Origin of the sequence: Saccharomonospora sp., assembly GCF_027317685.1 — a bacterium.
Taxonomy (GTDB): domain Bacteria; phylum Actinomycetota; class Actinomycetes; order Mycobacteriales; family Pseudonocardiaceae; genus Saccharomonospora.
Map to the genome: position 1 here is coordinate 34,273 of NZ_DAHVQP010000022.1, position 17,783 is coordinate 52,055.

Here is a 17,783-nt window from a genome sequence, read left to right on the forward strand (position 1 = left end):
CGCCCTAGTCTGCCCCCGCCGCTGTTTCGGCCGTGTTGGCGGGGCCCGCGGAGCTCACCCGACGCCTGCGCCGCCGACGCTGGGTCGGTCGCTCACCGCCGTCTCCGTGCGCCGACTCCTCCTTGTCCGCGGGCGCGGCGTGTTCGGCGGTGGGAGTGTGGGAGACGCCACCCCGTGTCCTGCGCCTGCGCGGACGGGTGGTGCCGGCGGCCTCGTCGGACTGCTCGGGCGAGTCCGCCTGTGCCGTCGTAGCCGTGACCTCGCGGCCACTCCGGGTCCGCCTGCGCTGACGACGCGGGCGTTTACGGGCGGCGTCCGTCCGGCCTCGCCGCCGCTTGTCACCGAAGTCCTCCTCGTCCTCGGCGTCGAGACCCGCGCGGGTGCGCTTCGACAGCGGTAGCCGACCGGTGGCGTCCTCGGGGATACCGAGATCGGTGAACAGGTGATTCGACGTGGAGTACGTCTCCACCGGGTCGGGCATGTCGAGCCCGAGCTCGTCCGAGATCAATTTCCAGCGCGGCACCTCATCCCAGTCCACGAGCGTGATCGCCACACCGGTCCTGCCCGCGCGGCCCGTGCGGCCGATGCGGTGCACGTAGGTCTTCTCGTCGTCGGGGGTCTGGTAGTTGATGACGTGGGTGACGCCGTCGACGTCGATGCCGCGCGCGGCGACGTCGGTGGCCACCAGGATGTCCACCTTGCCGGAGCGGAACGCCCGCAGCGCCTGCTCCCGGGCGCCCTGGCCCAGGTCGCCGTGGACGGCGGCGGCGGCGAACCCGCGTTCAGTGAGGTCGTCGGCCACCTTCTGTGTCGTGCGCTTGGTCCGCGTGAAGATCATCGTCAGCCCGCGGCTCTCGGCCTGGAGCACCTTCGCGATCAGCTCCGGCTTGTCGAGCGAGTGCGCCCGATACACGAACTGGGTGGTCTGCTCGTGGATCGAGCTGGCTTCGTTGTCCTCGGCCCGGATGTGGGTGGGCTGGTGCAGGAACGTCCTCGCGAGCGTGAGGATCGGGCCGGGCATGGTCGCCGAGAACAGCATCGTCTGCCGCTTCTCGGGCACCATCCGCAGGATGCGCTCGATGTCGGGCAGAAACCCGAGGTCGAGCATCTCGTCGGCCTCGTCGAGCACCAGGGTGGACACCTTGCCGAGCACGAGATTGCGCTGTTCGGCGAGGTCCAACAGACGGCCCGGCGTGCCGATGACCACGTCCACGCCTTCGCGGAGGGACTGGATCTGCGACTCGTAGGGGCGACCGCCGTAGATGGACGTGATCCGTATGCCGAGGTGCTTGCCCGCCTTCGCGAGGTCCTGGCTTACCTGCACGCACAGTTCCCTGGTGGGAACCACGACGAGTGCCTGGGGCGTGCCGTCGCCCGGGGTGGTGAGTCGCTGCAGGAGTGGCACACCGAAGCCGAGCGTCTTACCCGTTCCGGTCCTGGCTTGCCCGATGACGTCCTCACCGCGCAACGCGAGGGGAAGCGTCAGGGCCTGGATGTCGAAGGTGCGCTCGATACCGGAGTCCGCGAGCGCGCGGACGATCTCGGGATGTACGCCGAGGTCGGCGAATGTGGGGTTGTCCGGTTTGCCGGCAATGGGTTCGGCTGTGTGGTTGTTCGGGTCGATGTCGAATCGCCTCTCTCATACCAGCGCGCACGGCCGGGTAGTTGCGGCATTCGACCACCACGCCGAAGCGTTCGCTTCGCGGCGTGTCACACGAAACGGGATGGGACGCCGCTGGAGGCGTGCACGCACATTGTCAATTCGTAGTGAAGTGCGACGGAAGACAGCGCTGAAAGATCGGCACCGGCGGCCGATTTCCCTCTTGTTCACCGAGGCCGTACCGAGCGCCCACGCGCACCGTCTCGACGTCGTGCACTACACAAGGGCTACTTCACTACCAACGCAGAGTCTAGCCCCTCCCTTCCCGTGTTCCCGGCATCGTGGCGGTCGGGCGGCGTGTTGTTGGTCTCGTCGCGGGCTGAACTACTGTTGTCGCGTGACTGACGCGCAGGCAGGGGACACCGAGAACATCGGCACGGGGGTCGTCGACCTGCTCGGCGTGCTCGCTTACAGCGAGTTGTCGGCGTTCGACAGGCTCGCCGAGGACGCCCGCACGGCACCCACGCTGGCCAGCCGCGCCGCGCTGGCGTCGATGGCGGCCGCCGAGATGGGGCATTACGGGCTGTTGGAGCGGTACCTCGCGGATCACGGGGTCTCGGTTGAGGACGCGATGCGGCCCTTCATTCGGCACATCGACGCGTTCCAGGAGTCCACCACGCCCAGGATGTGGTTGGAATCGCTCGTCAAGGCGTATGTGGTGGACAACCTCGCCGCCGACCTCTACCGCGAGCTCGCCGGGGTGCTCGACGAGCGGACTCGGGAGCTCGTGTTCACCGTGCTCGCCGACACCGGTTACTCCGCCTTCGCCCAGCGTGAGGTCGCGACGGCGATCGAGAACGACAAGCCGACGCGGGACCGGCTGGCCCTGTGGAGTCGGCGCCTGCTCGGCGAGGCGTTGACCCAGGCCCAGTACATCGTCGCCGAACGAGACGGGCTGGCCGAACTCATCGTGGCCGGCAGCGGTGACCTGTCGGGCATCGCCGCGTTGTTCCGTCGGCTGCAGCAGCGGCACACCAAACGGATGCAGAAGCTCGGTCTCGGCTAGCCTGGAACCGACGACAGACACGACTCAGGCGGAGGTCGCACGTGGAAGTCAAGATCGGCATCAAGGACGCGCCGCGGGAACTCGTGGTGGCCAGCAACTCCTCGCAGGAAGAGGTGGAGAAGCAGGTCGCCGAGGCCCTGGGCGCCGATAACGGTCTGCTGCGGCTCAACGACGAAAAAGGCCGTACCTTCCTCGTGCCCGCCGCTCGGATCGCCTATGTCGAGATCGCGCCGTCCGATGTCCGCAGGGTCGGTTTCGCAGTCGGCTCCTGACGGCGCGCGAGTGTTCGAAGCTTTCGGGCCACCCCACCTGAGCAGGTGGGGTGGCCCGTTTCGTAGGTGGACTGTGGACCCGGGGTGCCGGGTGGCCGGTACTAGCCTTCCGCGGACTCCAGTTCCTCCAACGACGTGGGCACCGCGAAAGGCGGCGTGCTCACGCCCATGATCCGGTAGCGGTCCCACGGGTCGGGGTCGGAGATCTCGCCGTGGGCGCTGCCTTCGGGGGTACGGATCTCGACCTTGTGTTTCTTGCCGCCGGCCAATTCGGACAATGCGGAGTCGGCCTTGATGCGGCCGTACCAGTGGTAGTAGCCGTCGATGGGCTGGAAGTACCCGCGCAGTTCCACCTCGATGGGCAGCTCGGTCTCGCCGAGTACCAGCGTGGCCGCGCCCGCGTAACCGTCCTCGTCATGGTCGTGTGCGCTCACGATGTCTCTCCCGTCTGCTCGTACTCGAAGGGGCCGGGTTTTAAGGTGACGACTTTGTTGGCTTCCAGCGGTTTGTTCGGGTCCAACACGATCCCGTGCTGGCGGGTCAGTCCGTCGATGGCCGCCCAGATGATTTGGGTCAGGTACTCCACGACGCTGTCGCGGCTCATGGTGCGCTTGTCCAGCCACCATTCGCCGGTGTTCTGCACCATGCCGACGATGCCGTGGGCCCACGGCTCGGCCGCACCGGAGTCCATGTTGAGCATGCGCATGTAGTCGCCGAGCAGCGCGGTCAGCGCCGTGGCGATGAGTTGTTTGTCCTCGGCGACCACGTCGGCGCCCACCGGTTTTCCGCCGACCGACTTGCGTGCCAGCAGCCGGTACAGGTTCGGGTGTTCCTCGATCACCGAGAAGAACGCGGTGAGTGCCATGCGGATACGGGGCACGGGGGCGAGCTCGGCGTTGATGGCGGGAAGGAGCCGTTCGAAGAGGATCTCCGTGCCTCGTTCGCCGAGTGCCAGGTACAGGTCGGCCTTGTCGGCGAAGTGCCGGTACAACACCGGTTTGGTCACGCCCGCGGCGGTGGCCAGCTCCTCCATCCCCATGTCGGGACCGTGTTCGTCGAGCGCTTTCAGAGCGGCTTCCACGAACTCGGCTCGCCGTGCGATCCGATGTTTGCGCCAGCGATCGCGCCGGGCGTCTCCGGTGGGTTTCTCCTCGGAAAACCGCCTGGGCCTGCTGGAGCTGTTGACACGCTCGGGCATGTTGTCCATGCTACCAGAAGTAACTGTTACCAATGGTTACATAAACGTGGAAGGTGGTGGGCCGCGATGACGCGTGCCGTGACAGAGGCGACCCGCGAAAAGACCGCGCAACGGCTGCTGAGGTCGTCGGCCAACAAGTTCTACGATCCCGAGATCGACATCGACTGGGACGCGCCTCTCGTCGAGGGCAAGCGCTACATCCCCGAGGAACGCACCTCCCTCTACGGCACCGCGCTCTGGGAGCGGCTGACGCCGGAACAGCGCATCGAGCTCGGTAAGCACGAAGCCGCCAGCATCGCCACCAACGGCATCTGGTTCGAGGTGCTGCTGATGCAGATGCTGCTCAAGGAGGTCTACAACACCGACCCCACTACCGGCTTCGCCCAGTACGCGCTCACCGAGATCGCCGACGAATGCCGGCACTCCACCATGTTCGCCCGCTTCAGCGATCGCCTCGGCTGCCCGCACTACGGGCCGGTCGCCTGGCGCAGGCAGATGGGCAAGTTGCTGAACGTCCTCGCCTACGGCCCGGCCATGTACGGGGCGATCCTCGTCGCGGAGGAGATCCTCGACCGGTTGCAGCGCGAGCAGATGAACGACCCGCAGATTCAGCCGCTCGTGCGTATGGTCAACCGCATCCACGTACTGGAGGAGGCGCGGCACGTCACCTTCGCGCGTGAAGAGGTGCGGCGGGGCGTGGCGAAGCTGCGCGGACCCGAGCGGGCCTACCAGCAGTGGCTGCTCGCCGTGGTCTCCCACGAGGTCACCCGCAGCCTCGTGAACCCGGCCGTCTACAAGGCCGTCGGCATCAGCCCGAAGGAGGGCTACCGGGCGGCCATGAACAACCCGCACTGGCAGGGGACCATCCGCTACTTCGGGGAGCGGATCATGGGTTTCCTCGACGAGGTCGGGTTGGTCGGAGGGCCCGGAATGCCGTGGTGGCGCCGGTCGTTCCTGCTTGCGGACAAGTGAGCATGCACTGGTTCGTCACAGGGGACGGCCACGGGTGGACACAGGATCGTCGGACCTGGGACCGCGTCGTCGACCTGCTCCCGAAAGACGTGCGCCGTGTGCGCTACGACCTGCGCGGGCACGGTGAATCGGCACCAGCCGAACGCGGGACGGCGACCATCGACCGCCTCGCCGACGAACTGGGAACCGGCCGACTGGTGCTGTACCCGGACGCGGGACACATGTTGCCGCAGGAGCGCGCACACGACGTGGCCGAACACATCACCGCTCTGTGCCGCTCACGGCGGTGTGACCGGGTAGTGACCGGGTAGCCGGGAAACGACCGTCGACCCGCTGTCCGGTCAGTCCCTGCCGGACAGCGGGAAGCCCGCGCCGATCCCGCGCCACGCCAAGGTCGAGGTCAGCGCCACGGCCTCCTCCAACGGCATCGAGCTGTTGGCCAGCCAGAACCTCGCGCTGACCTGGCTCATTCCCACCAGCCCCACGGCCAGCAACCGAGCCTTCTCCTCGTCGAGTCCCGCGTCCGCGGTGATCGTCTCGGTGATCGCGTCGACGCTGGCCGAGGTCGCCCGGTCCACGGCCTCCTGCACCGCGGGCTCCCCTCGCAGGTCGGACTCGAACACCATGCGGAACGCGCCCGCGTCGTTGTTGACGAACTCGAAGAACGCGCCCACCGCGTTCTTCACCCGCTGCTTGTTGTCCGTCGTGGACCCCAGTGCCTGTTGCACGGTCGACACCAGGGTGTCGACATGACTTTCCAGCAGGGCGATGTAGAGGTCGAGCTTGCCGGGGAAGTGCTGGTAGAGCACGGGCTTGCTGACACCGGCGCGCTCGGCGATGTCGTCCATGGCCGCCGCGTGGTAGCCGTTGGCCGCGAACACTTCCTGCGCGGCCGCCAGCAGCTGCGCGCGGCGCTCGGTCCGGGGGAGTCGTACCCCACGGCCAAGCGGTGCCGAGTCGCCGTCCTGGCTCGAAAGCTGTGGTTGCGCCTGCTCCGTGTCCATCATCCCCGCCCTCCGGTCATACTTCCCACCGCACACTACTCGTGGGTATGTACTGCATGCCAAACGCTACGTGTCGGGCATGCTGGAACCGTGCCCGAGACATTGAACAGTTCACCCGACAGCTCGACACCGGCTCTCCCGACCTCCCGTCCGCCACTCACGCACGTACCGCTGTCGAGCACGCCTCTGCCGGAACTGGACCTGACCGCCGGACCCTGGCCGGGGGAGCGGCGTCGGGTCGGGGACCTCACACTCCACGTCCGTCACACGGAGCGCCTCACGGACGGCGCCGACGAGACGCGGATTCGCTCCGCCTCGGCCGTGTACGTGCACGGCCTCGGCGGTTCCGCCACGAACTGGACGGATCTCGGCAGGTTGCTCGCCCCGCACGCGGCCGGACACGCGCCGGACCTCCCCGGATTCGGGCTCTCCGAGCCGCGGGACGGATTCTCGTTCAGCCTCTCCTCGCACGCCGAGGTGCTGGCCGGTTACCTGGACGAGCACACCGAGGCCCCTGTGCACCTGCTCGGTAACTCGATGGGGGGCGCGGTGGCGATGCTCGTCGCCGCACGCAGGCCCGAACTCGTGCGCACCTTGACGCTCATCTCGCCCGCGGTGCCCGACCGGCGGCCGGACCCGCGCAGGTTGGCGGAACCCCGGCTTCCGCTGGCGTACCTGCCGGTGATCGGTAAGCGGGTCCGGCGAACCCTGGCGGCGATGACCCCACGGGAACGGGCCGAGCAGGTCCTCCGGCTCTGTTTCGCCGATCCGGCGTCGGTGCCCGACCGTCGCTTCGACGAGTTCGTCGAGGAACACGGTGCGCGCGCCGCTCACGTCTGGGCCCAACGTGCCATGGCGCTCAGCACACTGGAGATCTTCCGCACCTGGTTCGCCCGGGGCGACGAGTCGTTGTGGTCGGTGGCGCCACGGATCAGCGCCCCGACTCTCGTGGTCTGGGGCACCCACGATCGGGTCATCTCCGTGCGCCGGGCTCCCCGAACCGCTCGCCTCATCCCATGTGCGCGGTTGTTCGTGCTCCCCAGAACGGGGCACGTGGCGCAGATGGAGCGACCCACGACCGTGGCCAAGGCCGTGCTCGGTATGTGGGAGAGCGTCGAGGAGGGACGCTGGTGAGTGTTTGCTAGTCCGTTCGGGTGACACGTGATAGGTCGAATGTGTCGAGGTACAAGCGGACCCGATCGAGCTGATGTGGCACTCTGAGAGTCGTGGATCGGGTAACAGAAGGAGCACGAAAAGAAGACCGGGACGTTGCGATGTCCGGTCTCGACCCTGCTGCTGCCCGTGGCGAGAACAACGAACCGCTATCGGACGACGAGGAGGAGTCCCGAGCCGACCGTAGACGCCGCTCGGCCGAGCCTCTACGGGCGTCCTGGCGGCCCGCCGAGAACACGAAAGCGCGTCAGTCCAAGGCCACCGGTCTGAGGAAACTCACCGCGACCTTCGGTTGGCGCGCCTATCTCGTGCCCATCCTGCTCGTCGTCACCGTGCTCGTCGTGTTCGACACCACGCGCGGATCCGGTGCGGACGACAGCGACATCGCAGCCGATGACGCGCCGAGCGACAGTGCCGACGAGCGACCCGATCCGGTGGCCACCGAGGTCCCGGCCGAACCCGTCGACCTCGACATCCCGACCGCGAAACTGCCCGAAGGCGGTGACTACTCCCAAACCGGAGAGGGCACCTGGCATGTGGTGCCGTTGGGGGAGGGAAGCGGCAAACAGGCCGGTGACTCCGGACCGTTGTGGACCTACACCGTCGAGGTCGAGGACGGGCTCGACCCGGCCAGTTACGCCGGTGACGACAGCTTCGCCGCTGCCGTCGAAAGCACCCTGTCCGACAAGCGCAGCTGGGTCGGCACCGGTGACGTATCCCTCAAACGGGTGGACGAGACCCATCCCGATCCGGACTTCCAAGTCAGCCTCGCCTCGCCCGAGACCTCGGGCAAGCTGTGTGGCACCGCGATCGGGTACGAGTCGTCGTGCCGATTGGCCACACCCGACGGTTCCCGCGTCGTCATCAACCTGGCCCGCTGGGTGCGCGGCGCCATGGCGTTCAACGGAGACCTAGGCAGCTACCGGCAGTACGTCATCAACCACGAGGTCGGACACGCGCTGGGCAGCGGCCACGTCGGCTGCCCGGAGGACGGTGCGCTCGCGCCCGTGATGATGCAGCAGACGTTCGGTGTCGCCAACGACTACGTCGCGATGCTCAACGACGACCACGGCGGTGACGTCGGTACCGTGCCCGCCGACGGCAAGGTGTGTCGCCCCAATCCCTGGCCCAACCCCCAGCCCGACAGCGACGACTGACGACCTGCGGCGGCCGGCGGTGCCCGACGGCGACCGACCCGATAGCGGCGGACCTTCATCCCTGTCACGCCCGTCCACGATGTGGACGCGGGAAGATCGGGGGAGCTCGTGCGGTTATAGATGGTGAGACCGCGACACGCGCGAGATGGAGGACTGATGTCAGGTACAGAGGGCGGGAAGGCCACTCTGCCGCCGCTCGTCGAGCCGGCCGCCGAACTCACCAAGGAAGAGGTCGAGCGCTACAGCCGTCACCTCATCATCCCCGACGTCGGCATGGACGGGCAGAAGCGGCTGAAGAACGCCAAGGTCCTGGTCATCGGCGCCGGAGGGCTCGGCAGTCCCGCACTGTTGTACCTGGCCGCGGCCGGAGTCGGCACGCTCGGCGTCATCGACTTCGACGTGGTCGACGAATCGAACCTGCAGCGTCAAGTGATCCACGGTGTGTCCGACCTCGGCAAGCCCAAGGCCGTGTCGGCCAAGGAATCGGTCGCCGAGATCAACCCGCTCGTCAACTTCGTCATCCACCAAGAGCAACTGACGCGGGACAACGCACTCGACGTCTTCCGCGGGTACGATCTGATCCTCGACGGCACCGACAACTTCGCCACCCGTTATCTTGTGAACGACGCGGCCGTGCTGCTCGGCAAGCCGTACGTGTGGGGTTCGATCTTCCGGTTCGAGGGCCAGGTGAGCGTGTTCTGGGAGGACGCGCCCAACGGTCAGGGCCTCAACTACCGGGACCTCTACCCCGAACCGCCGCCACCCGGGATGGTGCCGTCGTGCGCCGAGGGCGGCGTGCTCGGCATCCTGTGCGCGTCCATCGGTTCGATCATGGTGACCGAGGCGGTCAAGCTCATCACCGGCATCGGCGAGCCGCTGCTGGGCAGGCTCGTCACGTACGACGCGCTGGAGATGAAGTATCGCGAGGTCAAGATCCGCAAGGACCCGGAGACGCCGAAGATCACCGAGCTGATCGACTACGAGGCGTTCTGCGGTGTGGTGTCCGACGAGGCGCAGCAGGCGGCGTCCGATCACACGATCACGCCGAACGAGCTGAAGGCGAAGTTCGACGCGGGCGAGGACTTCGAACTCATCGACGTCCGCGAACCGCACGAGTACGAGATCGTCAACATCAAGGGCGCCAAGCTGATCCCGAAGGACCGGATCCTCTCGGGCGAGGCGTTGGCAGAACTGCCGCAAGACAAACCCATCGTGCTGCACTGCAAGTCCGGCGCGCGTTCGGCCGAGGCGTTGGCGGCACTGCACAAGGCGGGCTTCCGTGACGCCACGCACCTCGGTGGCGGAGTCCTCGCCTGGGCCCGGCAGATGGACCCGAGCTTGCCGACGTACTGAAGCCCCCGGGCCCGCGAAGCCGCGCGAAGTCCCCGCGAAGACCGTGGACACGGCCGAGCGGGCCACGAAGCGGGCTACAAATACGGTCGGCGTGAGGTACCGTGCGCGACGTGAGCCAGGGACCACCGCCGGAACACGTTCGTCGGGCATTCGGGCTGAACACCTTCGACACCGACGATGTCGAACCCAGCGCCGACGGATCGGGTTGGCGCTTCGGGGACGTGGTGCTGGAGCCGGTGCGCGATCGCGCGCAGGCTGCGTGGCTGAGTCGCACGATGGCCGCTTTGGACATTCCCGACCTGCGGATAGCGCGGCCGATCGGGGCCAGTGACGGCCGGTGGGTGGTCGCCGGATGGCGGGCCAGACGCCACGTCTCCGGTTCGGTGGAACACCGACCGGACGACACCGTGCTCACGGCCGTGAAGCTGCATCAGGCGACCGCGCACCTTCCTCGCCCGGAGTTCCTGGACGCCCGTCGAGACGCCTTCGCCGTCGCCGAGCGGCTCGCGTGGGGCGAGGAACACCACGACCTGGACGAGGTCAAGGGCGGCCGATTGTTCGAGATCCTCGCGCTCTCGCGCCGCCCGATCTCGGCCCCGGACCAGCTCGTGCACGCCGAATTGTTCGGCACGTTGCTGTTCGACGGTGATGAGCCGCCGGGACTGGTGGGGTTCATTCCACATTTCCGGCCCGCCGAATGGGGCGCGGCCGTGGCCGCGGTGGACGCGGTGGCGTGGGGCGGTGCCGACGGCGCCCTGCTGCGCCGCTGGTCGCACCTGCCCGTGTGGCCGCAGTTGCTGTTGCGGGCCACTTTGTTCCGACTCGCCTGGCACGCGTTGCACCCGGACGCCGGGGTCACCTCGCTCGACGGCCTGCGTCGAGCCGCGAGCGAGGTCACCGAACTGTTGTAGGCCCACCGAGGCCGACCGTCCGTGACGCGCGGCGGTGTCATCGAGTGCGGTCGAGCGTGACCTGGTCGCTCGAATCCTTCCCGAGAACTCTTCCGAATCGGAGTGCGTCGAAGTCCGCGCCGATGCGGTCCATACCCAGCGACGGTCCTTTGTGTACTTGTTTCCGTCCTGGTCGAGTTCTCGTGCTCCCGTCACGGGGCGATCGCGTGACCAGACTTTCTACCGGATGCGGCCGGCGCAACCTCATCGGCCATCCGGCGGCTTCGACCACATACGAAAGACGGTGAAGTCAGGCGACGGACTACCGCAGCGGGGCGAGTGGTGGCAAATTCCCACCGGACACACAACCCGATAGCGGATAAACCAGGAGCCTCGCCCATGCGTGATCGTCGTCTGAATCGAAGGAGCATGCTGAAAACGGCCGGTGGCCTCACCGCCGCCGTCGCGCTCGGGGGAGCGACCTTCGCCGCGCCCGCGGCACACGCGGCGGTCCTCACGATCGTCGAGCAGAACACCGACGACCCGCGCATGTGGTACTACCGGTTTCAGACCCCGGAGATCGGGTGGAATCCCGGTGTCAACGTCCTGCTGCCCGACGACTACCACACCAGCGGCCGCCGATACCCGGTGTTGTACCTGCTTCATGGCGGCCTTCAGGACTTCATCGAGTTCGACAGGCTCGGCATCCGCGCCATGACCGCCGGCAAGCCACTCATCGTCGTCATGCCGGACGGCGGAGGGGCGGGGTGGTACTCCAACCCGGCCTCCACCAATGTGGGGCCGCGTAACTGGGAGAAATTCCACATCCACCAGCTGCTGCCGTGGGTCGACGCCAACTTCCGGACCTACGCCGAGTACGACGGGCGCGCTGTGTCGGGCTTCTCCATGGGCGGCTTCGGCGCACTCAAGTACGCGGCGAAGTACTACGGCCATTTCGCGTCGGTCAGCTCGCATTCGGGTCCGGCCAGCCTCCGGCGCGAGGGCGGCCTCTTGGGGCACTACATCAACGCGTCGGCCGCCGTGGCCGAACTCGGCGGCGGCACGGTGTACGGCGCACCGTTGTGGGACGAGGCCAAGGTCACCGCCGACAACCCGGTGGAGCGTATCGAAAGCTACCGGCACAAGCGGGTTTTCCTGGCCGCGGGTGACAGCCCGGAGTTCCTCAACATCGTCGACATGGTCACCGAGTGGCAGGTGCTCGTCGGCCAGCGCGAGTTCCGTGCCGGTCTCGACGCGGCCGGGATCCCCTACGAAGCGCACGAGGAGCCGGGCGGCCACTTCGTGCGACCGCACCTGCTCGAAGCGGACATCAACGGCGTCATCGCGCGGTTGCGTAAAGCCGCCTGAGGGCGCGGTCCGAAGAAGACGGTTCGCCGGGTGGCTTGTAAAGACCGGAGCCGCCCGGCGAGACGAGCCCGACAAAAGCGGCACGGCGACGGGCGAGGTCCGTTCGCGGTGGGCGCGGAGACAACCGTTGCGAGACCCGGCCGGCTCCAGGGACACGGGTGCGTCGGCCGGTGCCCACTACCGCGCGGTGGCGCGATCGTACTCGAGTAGCTGCTCTCGGCCCGCGGCCTCTTCGCTGCGTCCCCGACGCCAATAGCCGGTGAACGTGATGTGGCGCTTGTCGACACCGCGTTCGCGCACGAGATGGCGGCGGATGCGCTTGACCAGGTCGGCTTCGCCGGAGATCCACGCGTACGGCTCGCCCTCGGGCAACGTCGCCTCCCGCACGGCGGCCAACACGGCCTCACCCACGAGCGCGTCGCCACGATGCACCCACCGCACGTCGACGTGTTCGCCGCCGGGTCGCCTCAGCGGGATCTCGTCGGTGGAATCGGCGACCTCCACGAAGACGGTCACGACGGCGGAGGCGGGTAGTTGTTCGCAGATCGCGGCGATGGCGGGCACGGCCGACTCGTCGCCGACGAGAAGCTGCCACGACGTCCCGGCCGGCACGTCGTACAGCCCGTAGGGGCCGAGCAGCGCGACCTCGTCGCCGGGCTCGGCCGACGCGGCCCAACGGGACCCGGGGCCCGCGTTGTCGTGCAGCAGGAAGTCGATGTCGAGCTCGCCCACGTGGGGTCTGCTGGCCCGGACCGTGTACGTCCGCATCGAGGGCCGCACGTCGTCGGGCATGTTCAGGTACTGCCGGTACCAGGACATCCCGTCGTCCGTCAGCGGCGGAGGAAGCTGCGGTGTACGTGTGCCGGGTACGGGGAAGAACACCTTGACGTACTGATCGGGGGCTGAGTCCACGAACTCGTGAAGATCGGCGCCCGCGAACGTGACACGCACCAGTCGGGGAGTAAGCCTGCGCACGTGACGCACGTGCGCGCTCAGGTAGGCCAGGCGTGGCCGAGTCGCCTCGGTGGTCATTAGGCTAGGCTAACCTATGGGGGCCAATAGCGAAACCCTATGAAGGGCGCCAGCGGAATCTCCCGAGGTCGACCCGACGCCCGTCGGCAAGCACCCCCTCGGCCCGCAGCCGCGCGAGCTGCTCCCTCGCCAGGTGCGGCGCGGGCGTGCCGTCGGCCCGCAGAACCCGATGCCACGGCAGGTCGTGGCCGTCCTCCGCCAACACCCTGCCCACCAGCCTCGGCGTGGTCGCACCGGCGACCGCCGCCACGTCGCCGTAGGTCGCCACAGTGCCCTCCGGCACCGACGCCACCACGTCGCGGATTCGTTCGTGCAGTTCCTCGTCCATGACCTTCCCGTTCGGGTGAGCGCGACGACAGTAACCCTCCGACCCCTCTGACCCCTCCGGCCCCTCCGACAGCCGCCGTCCGAGGTTTCGGCCTTTAGTTATGTTGGCCCGGACCACGGGAAGGCGGACAAGTGGACGGAACGAACGGCGATTGGCTGCTGACCACCCCGATCGCGCACCGAGGACTACACGACGAACGCCGTCCGGAGAACAGCATGCCGGCGTTCGAGGCGGCGCTGGACGCTGGTTACGGCATCGAGTTGGACGTCCACACGTCCTCGGACGGCAGATTGATCGTCATGCACGACGCCGATCTCGTGCGGATGACCGGGACGGATGGTCGTATCGCCACGATGGCCGCGAGGGAGATGGCACGCCTGCCACTTCTCGGCACCGATGCCACCGTTCCCTTGCTCGACGACGTCCTCGACCTCGTGGCCGGGCGGGCACCGGTGCTGATCGAGATCAAGCCGGGCACTCCCGCGGCACGGGTCGGCCTCGCCGTGACGGCGTTGTTGCGTGACTACTCAGGGCCCGTGGCGGTGCAGTCGTTCGATCCGCGGGTGGTGGGATGGTTCCGGCGGGAGCAACCCCACGTGTTGCGCGGCCAGATCGCTGAGTCCTTTGTAGAGCAGAAGATGCCGTGGGCGCAGAAGGTGTTGTTGCGCAGCATGGTTCTCAACGCCGTCACCCGGCCGCACTTCCTGGCGTTCGACGTCGAGTCGATGCCGAGCGGCGTCGTGTCGTGGTGGCGTCGGAAGCTCGGGGTCCCGCTACTGTTGTGGACAGTGCGGACGGAGCGGCAGTGTGACAGCGCCCTCCGGTACGGCGCGAATGTGATCTTCGAAGGCGTGCGGCCACGCGTATCGGTGTAAGGCGTGGTCCTCGTCTCGGGTGACTTCCGGCACGCGGACGGGCGGCTCAGGGCTCGTCGCGGCGCCTTCACGGCGTTCGGCGGGCCTGAGGACTACGGGAACTGCGGACACGACTACGCAGGTTGCGGACACGGCTACGCAGACTGCGGACACGATTGCGGGGGTGCGCAACACTCGCGGCCAGGTTGCGCGGATCCGCCGGGTCGGCATGATTCCATCGGATCGTGAGCGGACTTCAGGCACGACTCGTGCGGACCCCGGAGCAGCCGGTTCCACCACAGACGTGGGACGACGGCGCCCGGTGGTTGTTGGCTGAACCACGCGGATTCGTGCGTGTGCTCGGCGCGCCGGGCACGGGGAAGACCACGCTGCTCGCCGCCACGGCCGCCGCTCGGATCGCCGAAGGCGCCGAGGAGGAGAGCGTGCTCGTGCTCACGGCGTCCCGTCAGGCGGCGGACGCCCTGCGCGCGGACATCACCAGAAGACTCACCGGCCACGGCGGCAAGCGCGCGGGCGAGGTCCGCACGGTGCGCGAACCCCTCGTCCGTACCGTGCACTCCTACGCCTTCGCGGTCCTGCGACGGCAGGCCGCGCGCGACGGCAGGCCCGCTCCGCGCCTGCTGTCGGGGCCCGAACAGGACGTCGTGGTGCGCGAACTGCTCGCGGGCGACCTCGAACGCGGTGCGCCGGATTGGCCCGAACCACTGCGACCGGCGCTGGCTATCCCCGGATTCGCGGAGGAGCTCCGCGACCTGCTGTTACGTGCCGCCGAACGGGGACTCGGTCCCGAGGACCTCATCAAATTGGGGCACCGACAGGGCCGGGACGAGTGGGTGGCCGCGGGCCGTTTCTGGAGCCAGTACGAGGAAGTCACCCTGTTGCAGGGCATGGGAGGGAACGCGGTCGGGGAGCCGGGAGCGCCCGCGCTCGACGCCGCCGAGCTGGTCGCCAGCGCGCTCGTGGAACTGGAGGGGGACCCCGAGCTGCTCGCCGGGGAACGAGGCCGTGTGCGGCACCTGTTCGTGGACGACGCACAACACCTCGACCCGCTGCAGTACCGCCTGGTGCGGCTGTTGGCGGACACGGCCTCCGACGCCGTGCTCGCCGGCGATCCGGACCAGGCCGTGTTCTCCTTCCGAGGTGCCGACCCAGGGTTGTTCGCCGACGCCGACCCGGACGGAGACCGCACCGTCGTTCTGTCTCGGTCCCACCGGCTCGGGCCCGTCGTGCACGAGGCCGTGGGACGGATCGCGGCGACCCTGCCCGGGACGTTCGCCCACCGTGTCTCGGCGCCCGCCCCGGCCCGGGGACGCGAGGGGAAGGTGCGCACGAGGTTGTCGCCGACCCCGGCGGCCGAGGCGGCGTGGATCGCCGACCAATTGCGCCGCGCCCACCTGCTCGAAGGTGTGCCGTGGTCGCAGATGGCTGTGCTGATGCGGTCGGTGTCGCAGTCGTTGCCGGTGCTGCAGCGGGCGCTGATGCTGGCCGGGATTCCCGTCGCCACGGTCACCGAGGAGCTGCCGCTGGCGCGCCAGCCGGGTGTGCGGCCGCTGCTGACGGTGTTGTGGGCGGCCGCTGATCCCGGAGTGCTCGACGCCGAGACGGCGGAGATGCTGCTGTCGTCGCCGCTCGGGGGCGCCGACCCGCTCGCCCTGCGCAGGTTGCGTCGTGGGCTGCGCCGGTTGGAGCTCGTGGCGGGCGGAGAACGATCGAGTGACGAGTTGTTGGTGGAGGCGTTGCGCGACGGCGATGTGCTGGCGGGCCTCGCCGACGCGGAGGCGGCGCCCGTGCGCAGGGTGGGTCGGCTGCTCGCCACGGCCCGGGAGGCGGTGCGTTCCGGTGCCGGGGTCGAGGACGTGCTGTGGCGGGTGTGGGAGGCCAGCGGGTTGCAGGAGCGACTCGTGACGCAGGCGGCCAGGGGCGGGAGTCTGGGCGCCCGCGCCGACCAGGACCTCGATGCCGTGGTGGCGTTGTTCGACGCGGCGCGCCGCTACGTCGACAGGTTGCCGAGGGCCAGTGTGCTCGGCTTCGTCGAGTACCTGTCGTCCCAGCACATCGCGGGTGACAGCCTCGCGCCGGTCGCCATCCGGGGTACGGGTGTGTCGCTGCTGACCGTCCATGCCGCCGCCGGCCGGGAGTGGTCGGTGGTGGCGGTGTTGGGGTTGCAGGAGGGCATGTGGCCCGACCTGCGGTTACGGGGTTCGGTGCTCGGTGTCGAACGCCTCGTCGACCTTCTGTCCGGTGTGGACTCGGAGGCCATGTCGACCGTGTCCGCCACGGCACCGCTGTTGGCCGAGGAGCGGCGGTTGTTCTACGTCGCCGCGAGTCGGGCCCGGCATACGCTGCTGGTCAGCGCGGTCCAGGGGGAGGACGAACAGCCTTCGCGGTTCTTCGACGACCTGGTCGACGACGGTGTCGAGAGCGCGCGTGAGGCCGGTTCCGAGGTGCGTTCGGCTCCGAGGGAGCGAGGTCTGACGCTGGCGGAGCTGGTGGGTGAGCTCCGCGCCGCGGTCACGGACGCCGAGCTGGACCCGCGTCGTCGGGGGCTCGCCGCGCGGCAGCTCGCGCGGTTGGCGAAAGACGGCGTGCCGGGCGCGCATCCGGCCCAGTGGTACGGGCTCGTGGGCAGCTCCAGCGATCGACCGCTGCGGGAGGCCGACGAGACCATTCGCGTCTCACCGTCTGTTGTGGACACGCTGGTGAAATGTCCTCTGCGGTGGCTTCTGGAACGACACGGCGGAACCGATCCCGCGCAGCTCTCGGCCGTCACTGGGACGTTGGTGCACGCCCTGGCCCAGGCCGCGGCCGAGGGAGCCGACGAACAGACCCTGTGGAAGGAACTCGACGAGGCATGGGCCAAAGTGGACGCCGGAGCGCCGTGGTTCTCCCGTAAGGAACGCACTCGGGTGGAGGGCATGGTGCGCAGCTTCCTGACGTGGCTGCGGCAGAGCCGGTCCGAGCTCACCCAGTACGCCGTGGAGCAGGACATGCGCGTGGTCCTGCCCGCCGCCGAGGGGGAGCCGACCGTGGCGTTGACGGGCCGAATCGACCGCCTGGAACTCGACGCGGAGGGCAGGCCCGTGGTCATCGACCTGAAGACGGGCAAGAGTCCCGTCAGCAAGGACGTCGCGGCGGAGCACCCGCAACTGGCGGCCTACCAACTCGCCACCCTGCTCGGCGCTCTCGCCGGTCACGAGGGACGAACCGGTGGGGCGCGGCTGCTGTACGTCGGCAAGCCCAACACCAAGACCGGCGCCACCGTGCGGGAACAGCCCGCATTGGACGACGAGGCGGCACGGCGGTGGCTGAACGAGGTGCGCAAGGCCGCAGTCGACACGGCCGGGCCGACGTACCCGGTGCGGGAGAACGTGGACTGTTCCCGGTGCCCCTGTCGGTCGGCGTGTCCGCTGCGCCCCGAGGGCAGGCAGGTGACGGGACCGTGACCGGGGTTCAGGAGTCGGCGAGTACGGCGGCGAGTGCTGCGAGTACGGCGAG

Annotated in this window: 16 protein-coding genes and 1 pseudogene; 11 read left to right on the forward strand and 6 right to left on the reverse strand. The window is 68.5% G+C overall.

The annotated features are described in order from the left end of the window. Positions 1 to 4: 4 nt before the first annotated feature. The gene (locus M7H19_RS01835; RefSeq protein WP_298176411.1) at positions 5 to 1,624 is read right to left on the reverse strand and encodes a DEAD/DEAH box helicase; all 1,620 of its coding nucleotides are present in this window, start codon (positions 1,622 to 1,624) and stop codon (positions 5 to 7) included. A 373-nt stretch (positions 1,625 to 1,997) separates the two neighbouring features. Between M7H19_RS01835 and M7H19_RS01840 the strand changes: the two genes are divergently transcribed. Together M7H19_RS01840 and M7H19_RS01845 are read left to right on the forward strand one after the other, a co-directional pair. Then, complete coding sequence (locus M7H19_RS01840) at positions 1,998 to 2,666, forward strand: ferritin-like fold-containing protein (protein WP_298176243.1); 669 nt, start codon at positions 1,998 to 2,000, stop codon at positions 2,664 to 2,666. 41 nt (positions 2,667 to 2,707) lie between these two features. Then, positions 2,708 to 2,938, forward strand: a complete 231-nt coding sequence (locus M7H19_RS01845) for a DUF3107 domain-containing protein (RefSeq protein ID WP_298176246.1) — start codon at positions 2,708 to 2,710, stop codon at positions 2,936 to 2,938. Between the two features lie 101 nt (positions 2,939 to 3,039). Here the strand turns inward: M7H19_RS01845 and M7H19_RS01850 are convergent, their stop codons facing one another. Beyond that, complete coding sequence (locus M7H19_RS01850) at positions 3,040 to 3,372, reverse strand: DUF4873 domain-containing protein (RefSeq protein ID WP_298176249.1); 333 nt, start codon at positions 3,370 to 3,372, stop codon at positions 3,040 to 3,042. Continuing rightward, the gene (locus tag M7H19_RS01855; RefSeq protein ID WP_298176252.1) at positions 3,369 to 4,145 is read right to left on the reverse strand and encodes a TetR/AcrR family transcriptional regulator; all 777 of its coding nucleotides are present in this window, start codon (positions 4,143 to 4,145) and stop codon (positions 3,369 to 3,371) included. Before M7H19_RS01855 ends, M7H19_RS01850 begins: the two co-directional genes overlap by 4 nt. Positions 4,146 to 4,202: 57 nt before the next feature. Here M7H19_RS01855 and M7H19_RS01860 point away from each other — a divergent pair, with 57 nt between their 5' ends. Together M7H19_RS01860 and M7H19_RS01865 are read left to right on the forward strand one after the other, a co-directional pair. Continuing rightward, positions 4,203 to 5,108, forward strand: coding sequence for a diiron oxygenase (locus M7H19_RS01860; protein WP_298176254.1), 906 nt, complete (start codon positions 4,203 to 4,205; stop codon positions 5,106 to 5,108). A gap of 29 nt (positions 5,109 to 5,137) precedes the next feature. Continuing rightward, a pseudogene (locus M7H19_RS01865) lies at positions 5,138 to 5,335 on the forward strand (alpha/beta fold hydrolase); the annotation flags it as partial. 114 nt (positions 5,336 to 5,449) lie between these two features. Here M7H19_RS01865 and M7H19_RS01870 read toward each other — a convergent pair. Continuing rightward, the gene (locus M7H19_RS01870) at positions 5,450 to 6,115 is read right to left on the reverse strand and encodes a TetR/AcrR family transcriptional regulator (protein WP_298176257.1); all 666 of its coding nucleotides are present in this window, start codon (positions 6,113 to 6,115) and stop codon (positions 5,450 to 5,452) included. 87 nt (positions 6,116 to 6,202) lie between these two features. Here M7H19_RS01870 and M7H19_RS01875 point away from each other — a divergent pair, with 87 nt between their 5' ends. The 5 genes from M7H19_RS01875 (at position 6,203) to M7H19_RS01895 (ending at position 12,053) form a co-directional block, all read left to right on the forward strand. Beyond that, complete coding sequence (locus M7H19_RS01875; protein ID WP_298176260.1) at positions 6,203 to 7,246, forward strand: alpha/beta fold hydrolase; 1,044 nt, start codon at positions 6,203 to 6,205, stop codon at positions 7,244 to 7,246. A gap of 140 nt (positions 7,247 to 7,386) precedes the next feature. Further along, entirely contained in the window at positions 7,387 to 8,442 is a 1,056-nt protein-coding gene (locus M7H19_RS01880; RefSeq protein ID WP_298176263.1) for a DUF3152 domain-containing protein, read from the forward strand. 156 nt (positions 8,443 to 8,598) lie between these two features. Next, positions 8,599 to 9,795 (forward strand): adenylyltransferase/sulfurtransferase MoeZ, encoded by a 1,197-nt coding sequence (gene moeZ / locus M7H19_RS01885; protein ID WP_298176265.1) that lies wholly within the window; start codon positions 8,599 to 8,601, stop codon positions 9,793 to 9,795. Positions 9,796 to 9,905: 110 nt separating this feature from the next. Then, positions 9,906 to 10,706: a TIGR02569 family protein gene (locus tag M7H19_RS01890; protein ID WP_298176267.1), complete on the forward strand. Its 801-nt coding sequence runs from the start codon at positions 9,906 to 9,908 to the stop codon at positions 10,704 to 10,706. Positions 10,707 to 11,114: 408 nt separating this feature from the next. Beyond that, positions 11,115 to 12,053: an esterase family protein gene (locus M7H19_RS01895; protein ID WP_298176270.1), complete on the forward strand. Its 939-nt coding sequence runs from the start codon at positions 11,115 to 11,117 to the stop codon at positions 12,051 to 12,053. Positions 12,054 to 12,230: 177 nt separating this feature from the next. Here M7H19_RS01895 and M7H19_RS01900 read toward each other — a convergent pair whose 3' ends face one another. Beyond that, complete coding sequence (locus M7H19_RS01900; RefSeq protein WP_298176273.1) at positions 12,231 to 13,085, reverse strand: siderophore-interacting protein; 855 nt, start codon at positions 13,083 to 13,085, stop codon at positions 12,231 to 12,233. Positions 13,086 to 13,122: 37 nt separating this feature from the next. Further along, the gene (locus M7H19_RS01905; protein ID WP_298176276.1) at positions 13,123 to 13,413 is read right to left on the reverse strand and encodes an MGMT family protein; all 291 of its coding nucleotides are present in this window, start codon (positions 13,411 to 13,413) and stop codon (positions 13,123 to 13,125) included. A gap of 131 nt (positions 13,414 to 13,544) precedes the next feature. On the opposite strand from M7H19_RS01905, the gene M7H19_RS01910 reads away from it, so the two are divergent. Together M7H19_RS01910 and M7H19_RS01915 are read left to right on the forward strand one after the other, a co-directional pair. Beyond that, positions 13,545 to 14,288 (forward strand): glycerophosphodiester phosphodiesterase family protein, encoded by a 744-nt coding sequence (locus M7H19_RS01910; protein ID WP_298176278.1) that lies wholly within the window; start codon positions 13,545 to 13,547, stop codon positions 14,286 to 14,288. A gap of 224 nt (positions 14,289 to 14,512) precedes the next feature. Beyond that, complete coding sequence (locus tag M7H19_RS01915) at positions 14,513 to 17,731, forward strand: ATP-dependent DNA helicase (RefSeq protein ID WP_298176280.1); 3,219 nt, start codon at positions 14,513 to 14,515, stop codon at positions 17,729 to 17,731. The last annotated feature ends 52 nt before the right edge of the window (positions 17,732 to 17,783 follow it).